The sequence below is a fragment of the Isoptericola sp. Y581 genome (assembly GCF_059445475.1).
Map to the genome: position 1 here is coordinate 245,477 of NZ_JCAIUK010000001.1, position 15,912 is coordinate 261,388.

Genomic DNA, 15,912 nt, shown 5'->3' on the forward strand with positions numbered 1-15,912 from the left:
GGGTGTGTTGGTGGGGTGGGGGGGTGCCTTTTTGGTTCCGAAATGTCCCCCCACCCCACGCCCACAACGATGGGTGGGGTCAGTGGCGGGTGCGGTACAGGCGCATGGTGATGGGGCCGAAGATGCCGGTGAGGACGACGGCGGCGACGAGCACCCAGACGATCTCGCCGCTGTCGGGCTGGCCGGCCATGAGGCCGCGCACGGCGGTGACGAGGTGGGATACGGGGTTGACGTCCACGAAGCGTTGCAGGGCCGCGGGCATCGTCGAGGGGTCCACGAAGATGTTGGACGCGAACGTCAGCGGCATCAGCACCATCATCGACACGCCCATCACCGCGTTCGGGGTGCGCAGCAGCAGGCCCAGGATCGTGAAGATCCAGCTCAGCGAGAACGCGAAGACGAGCAGCAGCAGCACGCCGAGGACCACGCCCACGAACCCGCCGTCGGGGCGGAACCCGATGATGAGGCCCAGCCCGATGGTCATGACCGACGCGATCGAGTAGCGCACGGTGTCGCCGAGCAGCGCCCCGACGATCGGCGCGGGCCGCCAGATCGGCAGCGACCGGAACCGGTCGAACACGCCCTTGGTGATGTCGGTGTTGAGCGTGTAGCCGGTGTACACGGTGACGATGACGATCGTCTGCACCAGGATGCCGGGCAGCAGGAACTGGATGTAGGCCGACGTCGACCCCGCCAGCGCTCCGCCGAAGAGGTACGTGAACATCAGCGTGAAGATCACGGGCGAGACGAGCACGTCGAAGAGCTGCTCGGGCACGTGCTTGATCTTCAGCAGCGCCCGCCACCCGAAGGTCAGCGTCATCGCGACGGCCGACGGCCGGGCGGGCCGCTCCGTGAGCGCCACTGCCTCGCGCAGCGTGGTGGTCGTGATCTCGGCGGGGTCCGTGGACGTGGTCATCGGGACACCTCCTGGGCGTCGGCGGGCTCGGCCTCGGCGTCTTCCTCGGCCGGCAGCGGCTGTCCCGTGATGGTCAGGAACACCTCGTCGAGGCTCGGCTGGCCGAGCGTGAACTCCGGCACGGCGATGCCCGCCTCGCCGAGCGCCGGGAGGAGCCGCGCCACGGCGTCAGCGCCGTCGTCGGGCACGCGGGCCGACAGGGCGTAGGGGTCGGTGGGCAGCGTCGGCCCGGAGCCGAGCACCTTCTCGACGACGCTCGCGGCGGCCGCCCGCTGGGACGCGTCGGCGAGGCGCATGGTCACGGCGCCCTGGCCCACCGACCGCTTGAGCTCGGTGGACGTGCCCTCGGCGATGACCTTGCCGTGGTCGATGACGGCGATCCGGTCGGCGAGCTGGTCGGCCTCCTCGAGGTACTGGGTGGTGAGGAGCACGGTGGCGCCGTCGGCGACGAGGACGCGCACGATGTCCCACACCTGGTTGCGGCTGCGCGGGTCCAGGCCCGTGGTGGGCTCGTCGAGGAAGAGCACGCGCGGCGCGAGGACGAGGGACGCGGCCAGGTCGATCCGGCGGTGCATGCCGCCGGAGTACGTCTTGACCTGTCGCGGGCCGGCGTCGGAGAGGCCGAACGCCTCGAGCAGACCCTCGACCCGCCGCCGCGCCGCGGCACCCTTGAAGCCGTAGAGCCTGGCGAGCATGAGCAGGTTCTCGGTGCCGGTCAGGTCCTCGTCCACGGAGGCGTACTGGCCGGTGAGCCCGACGGCGCTGCGCACGGTGTCGGCGTCCCGCACGACGTCGTGGCCCAGCACGCGAGCGTCGCCCGCGTCCGGTCGCAGGAGCGTGGCGAGCATGCGGACGACCGTGGTCTTGCCGGCTCCGTTCGGTCCCAGCAGGCCGAAGACGCTACCGGCGGGGATGTGCAGGTCGATGCCGTCGACGGCCTTGGTGACCTGCTTGCGCGTGGTGAAGTGTTTGACGAGACCGCGGGCGTCGACGGCGAGGTCGTCGCGGGCGGGCCCGCCGGCGGGGGTGTGGTTCGTGGGCGGGTCGGTCATAAGGTCTCCCGTGGGTGACGTGCGTCACGTACCACTTTAGGACGGCCCTCCGACGGAGGACTCATCGCTCATCGCTCATCGCTCATCGCCCTCGCGGCCCGTGGCATGGTGGCCGCCATGACCACGGAGCTCCTCGACACCGACCACCTCGCCGCGTGGGTCGCGACCCAGGCCGGGTTCGCCCGTGTGCCGGGCGTCCAGTACGCCGTCCTGGTGGAGGACGACTCGGTGGACGACTCGGTGGTGCTCGACGGCGCGTGGGGTGTCGCGGACGTGACCACCGGCGAGCCCTTGCGCACCGACCACGTGTTCCGGGTCGCGTCGCACTCCAAGACGTTCACGGCGACGGCGGTGGCGCGACTGGCGGAGTGGGGCGCGCTGCGCCTCGACGACCCCTTCGAGGCGCACCTGCCGGAACTTGCGGGCTCCGCCGTCGGCCGCGTGACCCTCCGCGAGGCGCTCGGCCACACCGGCGGGGTGCGCCGCGACGGCCGGGACGCCGACTTCCTGCAGCTCGGCGCGCCGTTCCCCGACCGGGAGACGCTGATCGCGTCCGTCCGCGCGGACGGCGAGGTCCTCGGGCGCGGCGAGCGGTTCAAGTACTCGAACCTCGCCTACGGGCTGCTCGGGCTCGTGGTCGAGGCGGTCACGGGCGCGTCGTTCGCGGCGCACGTGCGCGCCGACCTCCTCGGACCGCTCGGGCTGGGCAGCACGTCGCCCGAGCTGGACGGCGACGCCCTCGCGGTCGTGGGTCACTCCGCGCGGGGCGTCTCCGATGACGGGCGCCTGCCCGTGGCATCCGCGACGACCGGCGCGCTCGCCCCCGCGACGGGCTTCTGCTCGACGGCGGGCGACCTGGTGCGGTGGTTCGCCGCGCACCTCGACGGGTCCGACCTGCTGCGGCCGGAGACCCGGCGGCTGCTGCAGCGCGACGAGTCCGTGATCGACCGTCCGCACGACCGGCTGCGGCGCTACGGCCTGGGGTTCGAGACGCGCGAGATCGCCGGCCGGCGGGTGGTCGGGCACTCCGGGGGCTTCCCCGGGCAGCTCAGCCGCACCTGGGCCGATCCCGCCGGACGGGTCGTCGTCTCGGTGCTGACGAACGCCGTGGACGGCCCGGCGGACGCCGTCGCGACGGGCCTGTTCGCCCTGGTGGTGGCGGCCATCGACGCCCGCGACACCGGTCCCGACGCCGGTCCGGACCCTGCCGAGCTCGACCGCTGGACGGGTCGCTTCGCCAACCTCTGGGGCCTGACGGACGTCGTGCGCCTGGGCGGGCGGCTGTGGCTGATCGATCCGGCGCAGGCCGACCCGTTCGCCGGGGCGGAGCCGGTGACGATCGACGGCGAGGTGCTGCGCCCGGAGCTGCACGACGGCTTCGGGCCGGTGGGGGAGCCGGTGGAGGTGCTGCGGGAGGGCGACGGCAGCGTCGCGGCGATCGTCGTCGGCGGGCAGACGTCGTGGCGTGCCGAGGACTACGAGCGCGAGCGGCAGGCGCAGCTCGCCCGCCGTGCCGGGTTGTGAGCGTGCGTCTGGCCCTGTTCCGGGGGCGAAACAGGCCCAGACGCACTCACAACACTCAGGGCTCAGGGAACGTGGGCGTGATGGGCTCGAGCCGGGGGGGAGGGGCGGGGCGCGGCTCGTCGAACGTCTCGACCTCGACCGTCTCGGGCGCGAGCAGGCGGACGACGGCGTCGTCGAGGTTGGCGCGGATCGCGGCGACGAGGCCGTCGGCGTCCCGGGCCTCGAGGCGCTCGACCAGGTCGACGTGCGACTCGGCGGCGTCCTTGCGCACGGCGTAGTCCTCGCTGAGGGTGAAGGTCGCGATGCGGACCTCCACGATGAGCGTCGTCATCCAGCGCAGCAGCCACGGGTTCCCGGCGGCGGCGACGAGGGTCCAGTGCACGTTGAGGTCGGTGTCGCCCACGCGCCGGGCGTCCTCGTCGCGCTCCGCGCCGACGAGGGCGTCGTGCGCGGCACGGACGGCCGCGACCTGCGCCGCGGTCGCGTGCTCGACGGCGAGGCGGGCGGCGGACGTCTCGACGACGGTGCGCGCCTCGTACAGGGCGCGGACCCGGTCCGCCCCGACCCGCTTCACGCTGAGCCCCCGGCCGGGGGTCGACCGCAGGAGCCCCTCCTGGACGAGGCGTTGCGCGGCCTCCCGGAACGGGCCTCGGCTGACGCCGAGCTGGCTCGACATCTCGACCTCGCGGATCGACGACCCCACCGGCAGCGCGCCCGAGTAGACGGCGTTGCGCAGCTCGACAGTGATGAGGTCGACCGTCGACGGTCGTGTCACCGGCGACAGGTGGGGTGCGCTGCCGACGGGGACCCGTGACGACGCGGTCATCTGCTCTCCTTCCGCGAGGCCCGGGGCGTGGTGTCCCGAGCCGGCACATCATCTCGCGATCCGGCCACGAACCAGATCGTGACCAGACTGTGACGCAGTCCTGTCGAGGCTCTGACACGCCCGTGACACGACCGGCCGATCGCGGCCGCACTTCGCTGACCTGCGGCGTTGCGCGATCGGAGGGTGTACTCCGGCCGCACGGAGCGATTGTAGACAATCCGACAGCCGGACACGTAGATTGTCGCACCAGCAACATCGGCGCTACCGTGTCCGATCGTCCACGTACCCCAGGCCCTGACGACGGATCCGGCGACGGATCCCGACGTCGGACCACGGAAGGGAGACATCGTGCCGTCCACCAGGACCACGAAGCGTCGCCGAGCGTTCCTTGCCGCCGGCTCCGTTCTCACCATGACCGCACTGGCCGCCTGCTCGAGCGTCGACGAAGGCGGCTCGGGCGACGGCGAAGGCTCGACCCTGCAGAAGATCCAGGACGCCGGGACGGTCAACGTCGCATTCAACGGCGAGCAGCCCTACAGCTACGAGGAAGACGGCGAGCTCACCGGCGCGACCATCGCCCTCGACAAGGAGATCTTCGGGGCGCTCGGTGTCGACGACGTCCAAGGCATCCAGACCGAGTGGAACTCACTCATCCCCGGGCTCAACGCCGACCGCTACGACACGGTCTCTGCGGGCATGTCGATCCTGCCGGAGCGCTGCGAGCAGGCGGCCTTCGCCGAGCCGACGATCATGTACACGACGGCGTTCCTCGTGCCCGAGGGCAACCCCGACAACCTGACCGACTGGCAGTCGGTGGAGGACTCCGGCCTCACCCTCGCCGTCACCAGCGGCGCGATCGAGGACGGCTACGCCAAGGACACGGGCGTCAAGACGATCACGGTCGGCGACTCGACCGACGGCCTGAACGCCGTCGTGACGGGCCGTGCCGACGCGTTCGCGCTCACCGGGATCTCGATCCGTGCGCTTGCCGAGAGCACCGACGAGCCCGTCGAGGCTACCGACGCGTTCGTCGCCACGATCGACGGCGTGCCGCAGATCGGCGCCGGCTCCGAGGTCTTCCGCAAGGGCGACACCGAGCTGCTCGACGCCTACAACGAGGAGCTCGCCAAGATCACGGGCGACAAGGAGAAGTGGCTCGAGATCATGGAGCCGTTCGGCTTCACGGAGGCGGAGTTCCCGCCGGAGGGCCTGACTACCGAGATGCTCTGCGAGGGCGACCTGAAGGCCATCCAGGACGAGCTGGGGCTGGATTCCTGACCGCATGTCGGATGACATCCAGACACTGATCGATCGTCTTCCCAACCTCGGCAGCGCCGTCGTCGTCACCCTCGAGATGACGCTCGGCGGCGCCGTCCTCGCGATGACCGTCGCGCTCGTCCTGGGCTTCGGGTCGCGCACCCGGTCGCTCTGGGTGCGCGGGCCGTCCCGAGTCGTGATCGAGTTCTTCCGGGGCACGTCGTTGGTGGTCCAGATCTTCTGGATCTTCTACGTCCTGCCGCAGTTCGGCTTCAAGATGGAGGCGCTCGCGGTCGCCATCGTCGCCCTCGGCCTCAACTACGGGGCCTACGGCGCCGAGGTGGTGCGAGGCTCCATCGCGTCCGTCCCGTCCGGGCAGTGGGAGGCCGCGACGGCCCTCAACCTGGGCTGGTTCCACAAGGTGCGTCGTGTGGTCTTCCCACAGGCTTGGGCGTTGATGATCCCCCAGCTGGCGAACCTGCTGATCCAGCTGCTCAAGGGCTCGGCGCTGGCCTACTACATCACTCTGCACGACGTGTACTGGTGGACCGACGAGCTCCAGCGCAGCACGCGGGACACGTTCTTCAGCTTCGGCTGCGGTCTCATCATCTACTTCGTGATCGCCTACGTCCTCACCTGGGGAATGAACTGGCTCGAGGAGCAGGCCAAGCGTCGCCTCGGCCGCGGCACCCGGCCGCGGCTGCGTGACGTGTTCGGCCTGAAGCCGGGCGTCCCGACCGAGATCGTCCGCGTGAAGGGAGGCGTGGCATGAACGAGGACAGCCTCTGGAACTGGGAGACGGCCTGGGAGGTCCTGCCCGAGCTCCTTCGCGGACTGGTCGTCACCATCGAGGCGACGGTCGTGGGCATGGTGATCGCCTCGATCCTGGGGCTCTTCATCGCCCTGGCGATGCGGGCGCCGACCCGGTGGATCCGTGGACCGCTGCGGTTCGTCGTCGACTTCATCCGCATGACGCCACTGCTGGTGCAGCTCGTGTTCGTATGGCTGCTGCTGGTCGACATCCCGCCGCTCGTCATCGGGTTCGGTGTGCTCGGCGTGCACTACGCCACCTATATGTCCGAGGTGTACCGCGCCGGCATCGAGGCGGTGCCGGCGGGTCAGTGGGAGGCAGCCACGGCGCTCAACCTTCCGAAGTCGCGGACCTGGTTCGCGATCATCCTGCCGCAGGCGATCCGCAAGACCCTGCCGGGCCTGGGGAACTATGCGGTCTCCATGTTCAAGGAGACCCCGTTCCTCTTCGCGATCACCGTGGTCGAGATGTACCAGGCCGCGCAGAACTTCGGCGCCAACACGTTCTCCTACGTCGAGCCGCTGACGATGGTGGGCCTGCTCTTCCTTATCGTGAGCTACCCGACGTCGCTGCTCGTGCGACGGATGGAGATCCGCTTTGCCTGACCCGAAAACCTCCGCTGGGAGCCAGACCATGACTACCGCCCCGGGCGACGCGCCCGCCATCGAGTTCAAGGACGTCGTCAAGCGCTTCGGCGACAACGTCGTGCTCGACAAGCTGAACTTCAGCGTCGCGCAGGGCGACCGCGTGACGCTCATCGGCCCGTCGGGGTCCGGCAAGACGACGATCCTGCGCCTCCTCATGACCCTCGAGGAGGCGAACGGGGGGCTCATCCTCATCGACGGGGACCCATACACGCACGAGTACCGCGGTGACAAGTGGGTCGAGATCCCCGAGAAGCGCCGCCGGGTGGTGCGCAAGCGCGTGGGGATGGTGTTCCAGCAGTTCAACCTGTTCCCGAACATGACGGTGCTGGAGAACATCACCGAGGCGCCGATCCACGTGCTGGGCAAGTCGAAGAAGGACGCCATCGAGCGCGCCGAGCAGCTCCTCGAGCAGGTCGGCATGTCCGAGAAACGGGACTTCAACACGAACCAGCTGTCCGGGGGTCAGCAGCAGCGCGTCGCGATCGCCCGTGCGCTCGCGATGGACCCGGAGATCCTGCTGCTCGACGAGGTCACCTCGGCCCTCGACCCGGAGATCGTCGCCGACGTGCTCGGCGTGCTCCGCGAGATCGCCCAGAACACGGACATCACGATGCTGCTGGTCACGCACGAGATGCAGTTCGCCCGCGAGGTATCCAACCGGGTGCTGATGTTCGACCACGGCAAGATCGTCGAGGAGGCGGACCCCGAGACGATGTTCACCAACCCGAAGCACGAGCGCACGCAGGAGTTCCTCAAGGCCGTCCTCGGCTGAGCTCCCTCCGCGCCCGTGCCGCCGAACAGGCGGTTGCTGTCGCTATGGCGCGTCCTCGGACGGCATAGCGACAGCAACCGCCTGTTCGGCGTTTGAGGGGTGGTTTCAGGAGGTCGGCGCGGGGGCCTGCTCGGCGCTCCCGTTGCTCGAGCCCGACCCGGTGTCCGTGCCCGACCCGGTGTCCGTGCCGGATCCTGTGTCCGAGCCGGTGCCGCCGGTGTCTTCACCGGATCTCCCGGAGCCGTCCGAGCCGCCGGTCGTGTCGTCTTCGGTGTCGTCGTCCGTCGAGCCGCCGGTGTCGCCGTTGTCTCCGGTGCTGCCGTCCGTGCCGCCGGTGTCCCCGCCCGTCGACGTGTCGCCTGACCCGTCGGTGCCCTCCGTGGGCGTGGACCCGTCGGTCGGCTGGTCGGTGGGGTCGTCGGTCGGGTCGGTCGAGGAGCCGTCCCCGGTGCCGCGGCCGGAGTCGTCGTCCGGCACGTTCGCCGGGTCGTCCGTCGGGCTGGTCGGCACGGTGGTCGAGTCGTCGGGCGTGTCCGTGGTGCCCCGGCTGATGCTGGTGCCGGAGCCCTCCTGCCCGCGCACCGCGTCGGAGAGCGGCTTGCCGATCACGAGCTCGACGACCAGCACCACGCCCATGACCACGACGAACAGCGCGAGGGCCGATACCGTCAGGACCTTCGCCCTGCCGTGCCGCTCCACGAGGCGCAGCCAGGCGTTGGTGGGCTGCTCGTCGCCGGTAGCCACACCCTCTGCCAGAAGGTTCTCGGCCAGAGCGTCCTCGGCAGGAAGCACCTCGGTGGGGGACACCTCGCCGGGAAGGGCGCCGAGGGGCGCCGTCGTCGTGACCGGGTCCTCCCGCAGCGCGCTGACGGAGCGGCGCTCGACGGTGGGCTCGGCGGTGGGCTCGACGCGGGCAAGGGGCGTCGTCGCGTCTTCGCCTGCCTGTCCCTGGCCGCCGTCGAGCGGGATCGTGATGGTCGAGCGCGAGCGCGCCCCCGCCGGTACGACGCCGCGCGCCACGATCTGGTTGACGACGGGCTTCAGCTGCTCCTGCGTCTTCTCGATCGAGCGCGTGTAGAGGAAGTTGCCGATCACCGTGACGGCGCTCGCCAGGCCGGCCCCGATGATGGTCCCGGCGGCGCCGAAGAACGACAGGAGGACGGTGGCGCTCACCGCCGCGAGGCCGCTCGCCAGGACCTGCGTGAGCGAGAGCCGAGCCTTGACGGGCTCGTCCCTGGGGGCAGGGGAGGTGTCGGTGCTCTGGCCGGCGGGGTCCGGCGTGCGGGAGGGGGAGGGAGAGGTCACGGGCGTCGCGTCCAGGTCGGGGGTCGTCGGTCCGACGCCCGCTGACCGCCGGCACACGAGCCGCGCGCCGCGGGCTCGGCGTCGGCCGCGGGCGTCCCTCACAGCCTAGGACGGCGGTGTGCGCGCCGCATCGTGCCCCGGTGAGCCCGGCCGAGAGGAAGCGGGGAGATCCTGTGACGCCCCACATGACATCGCTGTGGGCACGAGATCGGGGACTATCCGTGACCGAATAGTCCCCGATTTCGTGCCCACAGCGTTCGGGTGCGACAGGCTCAACCCGCGAGCGAGGCGGCCTCCGCGGCGGCGAGCAGGATGCAGGTGGCGACGCCGTCCATGGCGACGCGCACCTCGTCCAGCGGCGGCATCGTGGGCGCCAACCGGATGTTGCGGTCCAGCGGGTCGCGGCGGTACGGGAAGGTGGCCCCGGCCGGCGTCAGCGCGATGCCCGCCTCCTTGGCGAGCTGCACCACGCGCGACGCCGTCCCCGGCTCGACGTCGACCGACACGAAGTAGCCGCCCTGAGGCTCCGTCCAGGTCGCGATCCCGAGGTCGCCGAGGCGCTCGGCCAGGGTCGTCGTGACGGCGGCGAACTTGGGCGCGAGGATCTCGCGGTGCTTGCGCATGTGGGCGCGGACGCCCTCGGCGTCGCCGAAGAAGATGGCGTGGCGCAGGTGGTTGACCTTGTCCGGGCCGATGGACCGGATGCCGAGGTGCTTCGTGAACCAGGCGACGTTGGTGGGCGACGCCGCGAAGAACGCGATCCCGGACCCGGCGAAGGTGATCTTGGACGTCGACGCGTACATCAGCACCCGGTCGGGGTGGCCGGCCTCGGCGGCGAGCTCGATCGCGTTCGCCGACTTCGTCTCGTGCTCCGTGAGGTGGTGCACGGCGTAGGCGTTGTCCCAGATGATGCGGAAGTCGGGGGCCGCGGCGGGCATCGACACCAGGCGGCGGGCCACGGCCTCGGAGACCACGGAGCCGTCCGGGTTGCCGTAGGTCGGGACCACCCACAGGCCCTTGATACTCGGGTCGTCGGCGACGAGCGCGGCGACGGCCTCGGCGTCCGGGCCGTCGGGGGTCATCGGCACCGTGACCATGCGGATGCCCAGCTCCTCGCAGATCGCGAAGTGCCGGTCGTAGCCGGGCACGGGGCACAGGAACGTGATCTGCTCCTCGCGCGACCACGGGCGCTCGGACCCGGGCACGCCGAACAGCAGGGCCTGCACCACCGTGTCGTACATGAGGGTGAGGGACGCGTTCCCCTGGGCGAGCAGCTGGTCCACCGGTACCCCGAGCAGCTCGGCGAAGATGCGTCGCAGCTGCGGCAGGCCCGCGAGCCCGCCGTAGTTGCGGGCGTCGGCGCCGGTGTCGTCGGTGTGCACGCCCTCGCCCGGCAGGGCCAGCAGCGGCTCGGCGAGGTCGAGCTGCTCGGCCGACGGCTTGCCGCGGGTGAGGTCGAGCTTCAGGCTGCGCGCCTGCAGGTCCGCATACTCGCGGCGTAGGTCGCCAAGGCGGCCGGTGAGGTCCTGTGCAGGGGCTGGCTCGGTGCTCACGTCGGCGACTCTACCGGCCCGGGCGGGTGAGCCGCCGGGACAGGCGGGCCAGTGAGACCTGCATGAACCTGCGGAGGAACAGCCCGACCAGGGGGTCCGTGAGGACGCGGGGGAGCGGCCCGGCGAGGTACGCCTCCTCCCACCACACGACGCGGCACCGCCCGGCGTCTAGGGGCACGACGTCGAACCCGGCGTCGCCCCGAAGCACGGGCCCGAGCTTGTGCAGCCGGGTGCGGCCCACGCGCGCCGCCGTGGTGGACGGGCGCTCGAGCAGCTCGACGGCCATGTGGTCCACGACCACCAGGCGGCCCAGGGCGCTGCGGGGATCGCGGCGGGCGCCCGGGCCGCTGGCCATCGCGTAGCGGGAGCCGACCTCGGGCCCGGGCCCCGCCGGGCCCTCGAGGCGGGTCGCGACGATCCAGCGGGGGTGGGTGCGCAGGTCCGCCACCCAGGCGAACGCGACGGAGGCCTCCGCGGGCACGATCCGCGCCACCTCGACGCGACGGGCGGGACGTTCCGCCGTCATCGCCGGGCCCGCACGAGCGTCACTGCTCCTCCTTGGGGCCCTTGCGGCGCGGCAGCCACCGGCTCGGCGTCCGCCGTCCGCCGCCCGCGTCGAGCGCCCGACGGCGGGGCGGCCCGCCCTCGAGCGATCCCTCCACGACGCGCGGGAAGCGATCCGGCGGCGGCCCGAACGCACGGCGCGACTGCGCCACCACGCCGTGCCCGAGCGCGCGTCCGCCCGTGACGCCCACGACGATCCCGACGCCGAACGGCAGCAGCCGCCCCAGCGCCAACGACCCCTGCTTGGCGACCTGCCGCTTGAGGAACTGGCGGGTGAGCATCTTGTTGACCCGCTTGAGCGTGGTCTGTGGCATCGACGTCAGGAGCACCTTGCCCCACGCCACGGTCGAGCCGCCGATCGCGTTCTCCACGTCACGCGCGCCGCGGTCGCCCAGCACGGTCGCGAGCAGCAGCGCCCGGCGGCGCGGCACGTCGTCGATCTCGACGCCGTGCACGTCGGCCACGGCCAGGGCGAAGGCCGAGGAGGAGGCGAAGAACGTCGCGACGTCGCCCGTGGTGAGGGCGGTGGCAGCCGCCGTGCCCACCGCCGGCGCGGTCGCGGCGGCGCCCACCGCGCCGCCGGCCGTCGTGAGCAGGGTCAGGTACTCCTTCTCCAGCAGCCGGACGATGTGCGCAGGGTCGGCCTCGGGGTTGCGCGCCCGCAGCCGGTCCACGTGCTTGTGGATCGCCGCCGACGGGATGGTGACCGCCTTGTCGAGGAGCGAGTCGAGCATCGGCGTCGGTCGGTACTTCGCCCACTCCTCGCGCCGCGACACGGCGTCGCCGGTGGCGCCCGCTTCCGCGCCGTCCGGCTGCACGACCTCGCCGCCCGGCGTGGTCTCGTCGGTCGGGTCCACGTCGCGCGGCATCATGAGGCCTCCGCCTCCGCCTCGTCCTCGGCCTCCGGCTGCTCGAACACCGCGGGCGGCACGAGCGCGCCGGCCTTGAGCGTGCGGCCCACGGTGCAGACGCGGTCGATGGAGCGCTGCGCCAGCAGGAGCGTCTTGTTGCGGGTCTGCTCGTCGAGCCCCGACAGGTCGATCTCGAAGCGCTCCGTGAGCACCGGGTAGCGGTCCTCGTCCAGGTCCTTGGGGTCCTCCACCCGGACGACGACCTTGTAGTCGTCGCCCAGCACGCGGGAGAACTTCACGTCGCTGCTCATCCCGGCGCACGCGGCGAGCGCCACCTTCAGCAGCTCGCCGGGGGTGAAGACCGCGCCGGCCTCGACCGGGCCGACCTCGACGGTCGCGCCGCGCGCGGAGAAGCCGCGATACGTGCGCGTGCCGGTGCGCTCCACCCACAGCGGGTCGGTGGGCGACGGCGTCACGGCGGGCGCCGGGTCGCTCGAGCTGTCGGTCGTGGGGCTCTGGTCCGTCATGAGTCGATCCTCGCACTCCTGCGCCGAGCTCTCCCGGTGTCACGCCGCGACGCCCTGTCCGGTCGAGCAGGTGTCAGGCGGCCACGGGCCGCACCCAGGAGAGGAGATCGTCATGAAGGTCGTCGTCGTCGGTGGGACCGGCCTCATCGGCAGCCAGGTCATCGCGGACCTGAAGGGTGCCGGCCACGAGGCCGTCACGGCCGCGCCCAGCACGGGCGTGGACACCCTCACGGGCCAGGGCGTGGACGAGGCGCTCGCGGGCGCCGACGTCGTGGTGGACGTGTCGAACTCGCCGTCCTTCGCGGACGACGACGTGCTGCGCTTCTTCACGACGTCGACCCGCACGCTGCTCGACGCCGAGAAGCGGGCGGGGGTGCGGCACCACGTCGCGCTCTCGATCGTCGGCACCGACCGCAACCCGGACTCCGGGTACCTGCGGGCAAAGGCGGCGCAGGAGGAGCTGATCCGCGCCGCGGGCACCAGCTGGTCGGTGGTGCGGGCCACGCAGTTCTTCGAGTTCGGGCCGCGGATCGCCGACGGCGCGACGACGAACGGCGTGGTGCGCATCCCGCCGGTCGCGTTCCAGCCGATCGCGTCGGCGGACGTGGCGCGGGCCGTCGCGGAGCTCGCCGCGGCCGAGCCCACGAACGGCGTCGTCGAGGTCGCGGGCCCGGAACGGGTGCGGTTCGACGGGTTCATCCGGGCCGCGCTCGCCGCCGCCGGCGACGACCGCGAGGTGGTGGCCGATCCGGCCGCCCCCTACTTCGGGGCCGTGCTCGCCGAGGACTCGATCGTGCCGCAGGGCGACTCGCGGCACGGCACGGTGACGTACTCCGAGTTCGTCGCCGCCCGACGGGCCGCGTGACCGCTCTCGCACGACCCGCGGCGTAGCGTGACCGCATGACCACGCGCCCGCCCGCGCGGGAGCGCCCCGGCGCCCTCGACGAGACCGAGGATTCCGGGGCGCTCGACGCGTTCCTCGCCGTCCGCCCGCAGCTGTTCGGCATCGCGTACCGCATGCTGGGCGGCGTCGCGGAGGCGGAGGACGTGGTGCAGGACGCCTGGATCCGCTGGCAGGGCGCCGACCACGACGCCGTGCAGAACCCCGCCGCGTTCCTCACCACCGTGACGACCCGGCTCGCCATCAACGCCGCGACCTCCGCGCGCGCTCGGCGCGAGACCTACGTGGGCCCCTGGCTGCCCGAGCCGGTCGACACCTCCGAGGACCCGGCGCTGGGCGCCGAGCGGGCCGAGGCGCTGGAGACGGCGACATTGCTGCTGATGGAGCGACTCACGCCGGTCGAGCGCGCCGTCTACGTGCTGCGCGAGGCGTTCGGGTACCCGCACCGGCGCGTCGCGGAGATCCTCGACCTCAGCGAGGCGAACGCGCGGCAGCTCGCCCGCCGGGCCCGCGACCGGTTCGGCCGCCGGGAGGCCGTGCCCGTGGAAGCGGGAGAGCACCGGCGCCTGCTCGACGAGTTCGTCGCCGCCGCGCACGAGGGCGACCTGGCCCGGTTCGAGCGCTACCTCGCCGACGACGTCGTCGCCCACCCCGACGGCGGCGGGCGCGTGCACGCGTCGCGCACCGAGCTCGCGGGGCCGGCCCGGGTGTCGCTGTTCTTCGACAACGTGTGGCGCAAGTACTGGAACGTCGGCGAGGTGCGCGCCGTCGAAGCCAACGGCCTGCCCGCGATCGTCGTCGACGTCGACGCCTCGCCCTTCGCGCTCGTCTCCCTCGACGTCGTGGACGGCCTGGTGGAGCACCTGTACGTGCAGGTCAACCCCGACAAGCTCGCCGGGTACGCCGCCGCGGGCTGAGCCCGGTCGTGTTCAGCCCGGTCGTGCTCAGGCCGTGCGGAGCGGCCTGTCGGCCTTCGCCGCGTCGTGCTCGGCGGGGACCGGCGGTACCGCGGCCGCGAACGCGGCCCGGGGCGTCTGCACCGCGGCCAGCGACACGACGTCGCGCCCGAACGCCGCGGCCGTGAGCCACACCGCCGCCACCCGGACCTTGCGCTCCCACGTGGGGATCGCGAGGACGTGGTAGCCGCGGTGCATCAGCCACGCGAGACGCCCGCGCACCACCAGCCGGCGGTACTGGAAGACGCCGGAGCCGAGGCCGAGGGTGGCGACCACCCCGAGGCTCCCGTGCACGTACGGGCGGGTCGGCCGCCCGCGGCGGGCCGCGACGAGGTTGCTGGCCAGGCGCCGGCCCTGCCGCACGGCGTGCTGCGCGTTGGGGACGGCGAGCGCGCCCGGGCGCGGGACGGCGAGGTCGGGCACCGCGGCGCCGTCGCCCGCGGCCCACGCGTCGTCGACCGGCGCGTCGTCGGTCCCGACCCGCAGGTCGGGCCGCACGACGACGTACCCGCGCGCGTCGACCGGCAGGTCGGTGTGGGTCGCGACGACGGGGTTCGCCGCGTTGCCCGCCGTCCAGACCAGCAGGCCCGAGGCGAAGGACTCGCCCGTCGAGAGGGTCACGACGCCGCCTTCCGCCGAGGCCAGCCCTGTGCCGAGGTGGACGTGCGCCCCCCGCCGCTCGAGCTGTTCCCCCACCCAGCGGCCCGGGCGGTCCGAGACCTCCGGCAGGATGCGGTCGTTCCGCTCCACCAGGTGGAACCGGAGCTCGGAGGTATCGACCTCGGGGTACCTGCGCAGCAGGTCGTGGGCGAAAGACAGGAGCTCGGCGAACCCCTCGACGCCGGAGAAGCCGCTGCCCACGAACGTCACCGTGAGCAGCCGCTGTCGCTCCGGGCCGCGCGGCAGGCTCGCCGCCTCGTCGAACGAGGTGAGCAGCCGGTCGCGGATCGCGACGGCCTCCTCCACGTGCTTCATGCCGATCGCGTGCTCGGCGACGCCCGGGACCGGGAAGACACGGGTCACCGCGCCCGCCGTGACCACCACCGTGTCGTAGGCCAGCCGGTAGGGCTCGCCGGAGCGGGGGCGCACGACGACGGCGCGGGCCGCGTGGTCGATGCGCTCCACCGTCCCGTCGACGAGCCGCGTGCGGCGCAGGTGCCGCCGGTGCGACACCGCCGCGTGCCGGGCCTCGATCGACCCGGCGACGACCTCGGGCAGGAACGGCTGGTATGTCATGTACGGGCGCGGGTCGACGAGGACGAGCTCGGCGTCGCCCCGGCGCAGCTCGCGCCGGAGGCCCTTCTCGAGCTCCCGGGCCGCCGTGAACCCGGCGTAGCCACCACCGACGACGACGATGCGCTGCATGGTCTCCTCCTCCGCCGCGCCCTGTGGGCGCTCTCACCATGTCGACCGCACGGTGGGGTCGCGACGTGACACCCGATCGGTGTGA

16 protein-coding genes are annotated in these 15,912 nt (G+C 72.4%); 7 read left to right on the forward strand and 9 right to left on the reverse strand.

Features of this window, described 5'->3' with window-relative positions; all coding sequences use genetic code 11:
• Positions 1-79: 79 nt before the first annotated feature.
• Together AC1C2W_RS01180 and AC1C2W_RS01185 are read right to left on the reverse strand one after the other, a co-directional pair.
• The gene (locus tag AC1C2W_RS01180; RefSeq protein ID WP_495388190.1) at positions 80-916 is read right to left on the reverse strand and encodes an ABC transporter permease; all 837 of its coding nucleotides are present in this window, start codon (positions 914-916) and stop codon (positions 80-82) included.
• Complete coding sequence (locus AC1C2W_RS01185; protein ID WP_495388189.1) at positions 913-1,968, reverse strand: ATP-binding cassette domain-containing protein; 1,056 nt, start codon at positions 1,966-1,968, stop codon at positions 913-915. Before AC1C2W_RS01185 ends, AC1C2W_RS01180 begins: the two co-directional genes overlap by 4 nt.
• A gap of 117 nt (positions 1,969-2,085) precedes the next feature.
• On the opposite strand from AC1C2W_RS01185, the gene AC1C2W_RS01190 reads away from it, so the two are divergent.
• On the forward strand, positions 2,086-3,492 hold the full coding sequence (locus AC1C2W_RS01190) for a serine hydrolase domain-containing protein (protein WP_495412127.1): 1,407 nt from the start codon (positions 2,086-2,088) through the stop codon (positions 3,490-3,492).
• A gap of 55 nt (positions 3,493-3,547) precedes the next feature.
• Here AC1C2W_RS01190 and AC1C2W_RS01195 read toward each other — a convergent pair whose 3' ends face one another.
• Positions 3,548-4,318, reverse strand: coding sequence for a GntR family transcriptional regulator (locus tag AC1C2W_RS01195; RefSeq protein WP_495412128.1), 771 nt, complete (start codon positions 4,316-4,318; stop codon positions 3,548-3,550).
• A gap of 411 nt (positions 4,319-4,729) precedes the next feature.
• Between AC1C2W_RS01195 and ehuB the strand changes: the two genes are divergently transcribed.
• The 4 genes from ehuB to ehuA are packed head-to-tail and all read left to right on the forward strand — an operon-like array spanning position 4,730 to position 7,805.
• A complete protein-coding gene (ehuB, locus tag AC1C2W_RS01200) occupies positions 4,730-5,596 on the forward strand; it encodes an ectoine/hydroxyectoine ABC transporter substrate-binding protein EhuB (protein WP_495388186.1) in 867 nt (288 codons plus the stop codon).
• Between the two features lie 4 nt (positions 5,597-5,600).
• Positions 5,601-6,347, forward strand: a complete 747-nt coding sequence (ehuC, locus tag AC1C2W_RS01205; RefSeq protein WP_495388185.1) for an ectoine/hydroxyectoine ABC transporter permease subunit EhuC — start codon at positions 5,601-5,603, stop codon at positions 6,345-6,347.
• Positions 6,344-6,991 (forward strand): ectoine/hydroxyectoine ABC transporter permease subunit EhuD, encoded by a 648-nt coding sequence (gene ehuD, locus AC1C2W_RS01210; protein ID WP_495388184.1) that lies wholly within the window; start codon positions 6,344-6,346, stop codon positions 6,989-6,991. The genes ehuC and ehuD overlap by 4 nt, the downstream gene beginning before the upstream one ends.
• Positions 6,992-7,019: 28 nt before the next feature.
• Positions 7,020-7,805, forward strand: a complete 786-nt coding sequence (gene ehuA / locus AC1C2W_RS01215) for an ectoine/hydroxyectoine ABC transporter ATP-binding protein EhuA (RefSeq protein WP_495388183.1) — start codon at positions 7,020-7,022, stop codon at positions 7,803-7,805.
• Between the two features lie 105 nt (positions 7,806-7,910).
• On the opposite strand, the gene AC1C2W_RS01220 is transcribed toward ehuA, so the two are convergent.
• From AC1C2W_RS01220 to AC1C2W_RS01240, 5 genes are all read right to left on the reverse strand, one after another.
• On the reverse strand, positions 7,911-9,110 hold the full coding sequence (locus AC1C2W_RS01220; RefSeq protein ID WP_495412129.1) for a hypothetical protein: 1,200 nt from the start codon (positions 9,108-9,110) through the stop codon (positions 7,911-7,913).
• A gap of 272 nt (positions 9,111-9,382) precedes the next feature.
• Complete coding sequence (locus AC1C2W_RS01225; protein ID WP_495412130.1) at positions 9,383-10,663, reverse strand: aspartate aminotransferase type Ic; 1,281 nt, start codon at positions 10,661-10,663, stop codon at positions 9,383-9,385.
• A 10-nt stretch (positions 10,664-10,673) separates the two neighbouring features.
• Positions 10,674-11,189: an SRPBCC family protein gene (locus tag AC1C2W_RS01230; RefSeq protein WP_495412131.1), complete on the reverse strand. Its 516-nt coding sequence runs from the start codon at positions 11,187-11,189 to the stop codon at positions 10,674-10,676.
• A 19-nt stretch (positions 11,190-11,208) separates the two neighbouring features.
• The gene (locus AC1C2W_RS01235; RefSeq protein WP_495412132.1) at positions 11,209-12,099 is read right to left on the reverse strand and encodes a hypothetical protein; all 891 of its coding nucleotides are present in this window, start codon (positions 12,097-12,099) and stop codon (positions 11,209-11,211) included.
• Positions 12,096-12,605, reverse strand: coding sequence for an OsmC family protein (locus tag AC1C2W_RS01240; RefSeq protein ID WP_495412133.1), 510 nt, complete (start codon positions 12,603-12,605; stop codon positions 12,096-12,098). The genes AC1C2W_RS01235 and AC1C2W_RS01240 overlap by 4 nt, the downstream gene beginning before the upstream one ends.
• A gap of 112 nt (positions 12,606-12,717) precedes the next feature.
• Here AC1C2W_RS01240 and AC1C2W_RS01245 point away from each other — a divergent pair, with 112 nt between their 5' ends.
• Both AC1C2W_RS01245 and sigJ read left to right on the forward strand, forming a co-directional pair.
• Positions 12,718-13,470: an SDR family oxidoreductase gene (locus tag AC1C2W_RS01245; protein ID WP_495412134.1), complete on the forward strand. Its 753-nt coding sequence runs from the start codon at positions 12,718-12,720 to the stop codon at positions 13,468-13,470.
• 35 nt (positions 13,471-13,505) lie between these two features.
• Complete coding sequence (gene sigJ, locus AC1C2W_RS01250) at positions 13,506-14,423, forward strand: RNA polymerase sigma factor SigJ (protein WP_495412135.1); 918 nt, start codon at positions 13,506-13,508, stop codon at positions 14,421-14,423.
• A 27-nt stretch (positions 14,424-14,450) separates the two neighbouring features.
• On the opposite strand, the gene AC1C2W_RS01255 is transcribed toward sigJ, so the two are convergent.
• Positions 14,451-15,827 (reverse strand): NAD(P)/FAD-dependent oxidoreductase, encoded by a 1,377-nt coding sequence (locus tag AC1C2W_RS01255; RefSeq protein WP_495412136.1) that lies wholly within the window; start codon positions 15,825-15,827, stop codon positions 14,451-14,453.
• Positions 15,828-15,912: the final 85 nt, after the last annotated feature.

Bases quoted from the DNA above. Each gene is read 5' to 3' on its own strand.
- AC1C2W_RS01255 (WP_495412136.1), bottom strand. From the start codon at position 15,827: ATGCAGCGCATCGTCGTCGTCGGTGGTGGCTACGCCGGGTTCACGGCG.
- AC1C2W_RS01235 (WP_495412132.1), bottom strand. From the start codon at position 12,099: ATGATGCCGCGCGACGTGGACCCGACCGACGAGACCACGCCGGGCGGC.
- sigJ (WP_495412135.1), top strand. From the start codon at position 13,506: ATGACCACGCGCCCGCCCGCGCGGGAGCGCCCCGGCGCCCTCGACGAG.
- AC1C2W_RS01180 (WP_495388190.1), bottom strand. From the start codon at position 916: ATGACCACGTCCACGGACCCCGCCGAGATCACGACCACCACGCTGCGC.
- AC1C2W_RS01245 (WP_495412134.1), top strand. From the start codon at position 12,718: ATGAAGGTCGTCGTCGTCGGTGGGACCGGCCTCATCGGCAGCCAGGTC.
- AC1C2W_RS01190 (WP_495412127.1), top strand. From the start codon at position 2,086: ATGACCACGGAGCTCCTCGACACCGACCACCTCGCCGCGTGGGTCGCG.
- AC1C2W_RS01195 (WP_495412128.1), bottom strand. From the start codon at position 4,318: ATGACCGCGTCGTCACGGGTCCCCGTCGGCAGCGCACCCCACCTGTCG.
- AC1C2W_RS01240 (WP_495412133.1), bottom strand. From the start codon at position 12,605: ATGACGGACCAGAGCCCCACGACCGACAGCTCGAGCGACCCGGCGCCC.
- ehuC (WP_495388185.1), top strand. From the start codon at position 5,601: ATGTCGGATGACATCCAGACACTGATCGATCGTCTTCCCAACCTCGGC.
- ehuA (WP_495388183.1), top strand. From the start codon at position 7,020: ATGACTACCGCCCCGGGCGACGCGCCCGCCATCGAGTTCAAGGACGTC.
- AC1C2W_RS01185 (WP_495388189.1), bottom strand. From the start codon at position 1,968: ATGACCGACCCGCCCACGAACCACACCCCCGCCGGCGGGCCCGCCCGC.
- ehuD (WP_495388184.1), top strand. From the start codon at position 6,344: ATGAACGAGGACAGCCTCTGGAACTGGGAGACGGCCTGGGAGGTCCTG.
- AC1C2W_RS01230 (WP_495412131.1), bottom strand. From the start codon at position 11,189: ATGACGGCGGAACGTCCCGCCCGTCGCGTCGAGGTGGCGCGGATCGTG.
- ehuB (WP_495388186.1), top strand. From the start codon at position 4,730: ATGACCGCACTGGCCGCCTGCTCGAGCGTCGACGAAGGCGGCTCGGGC.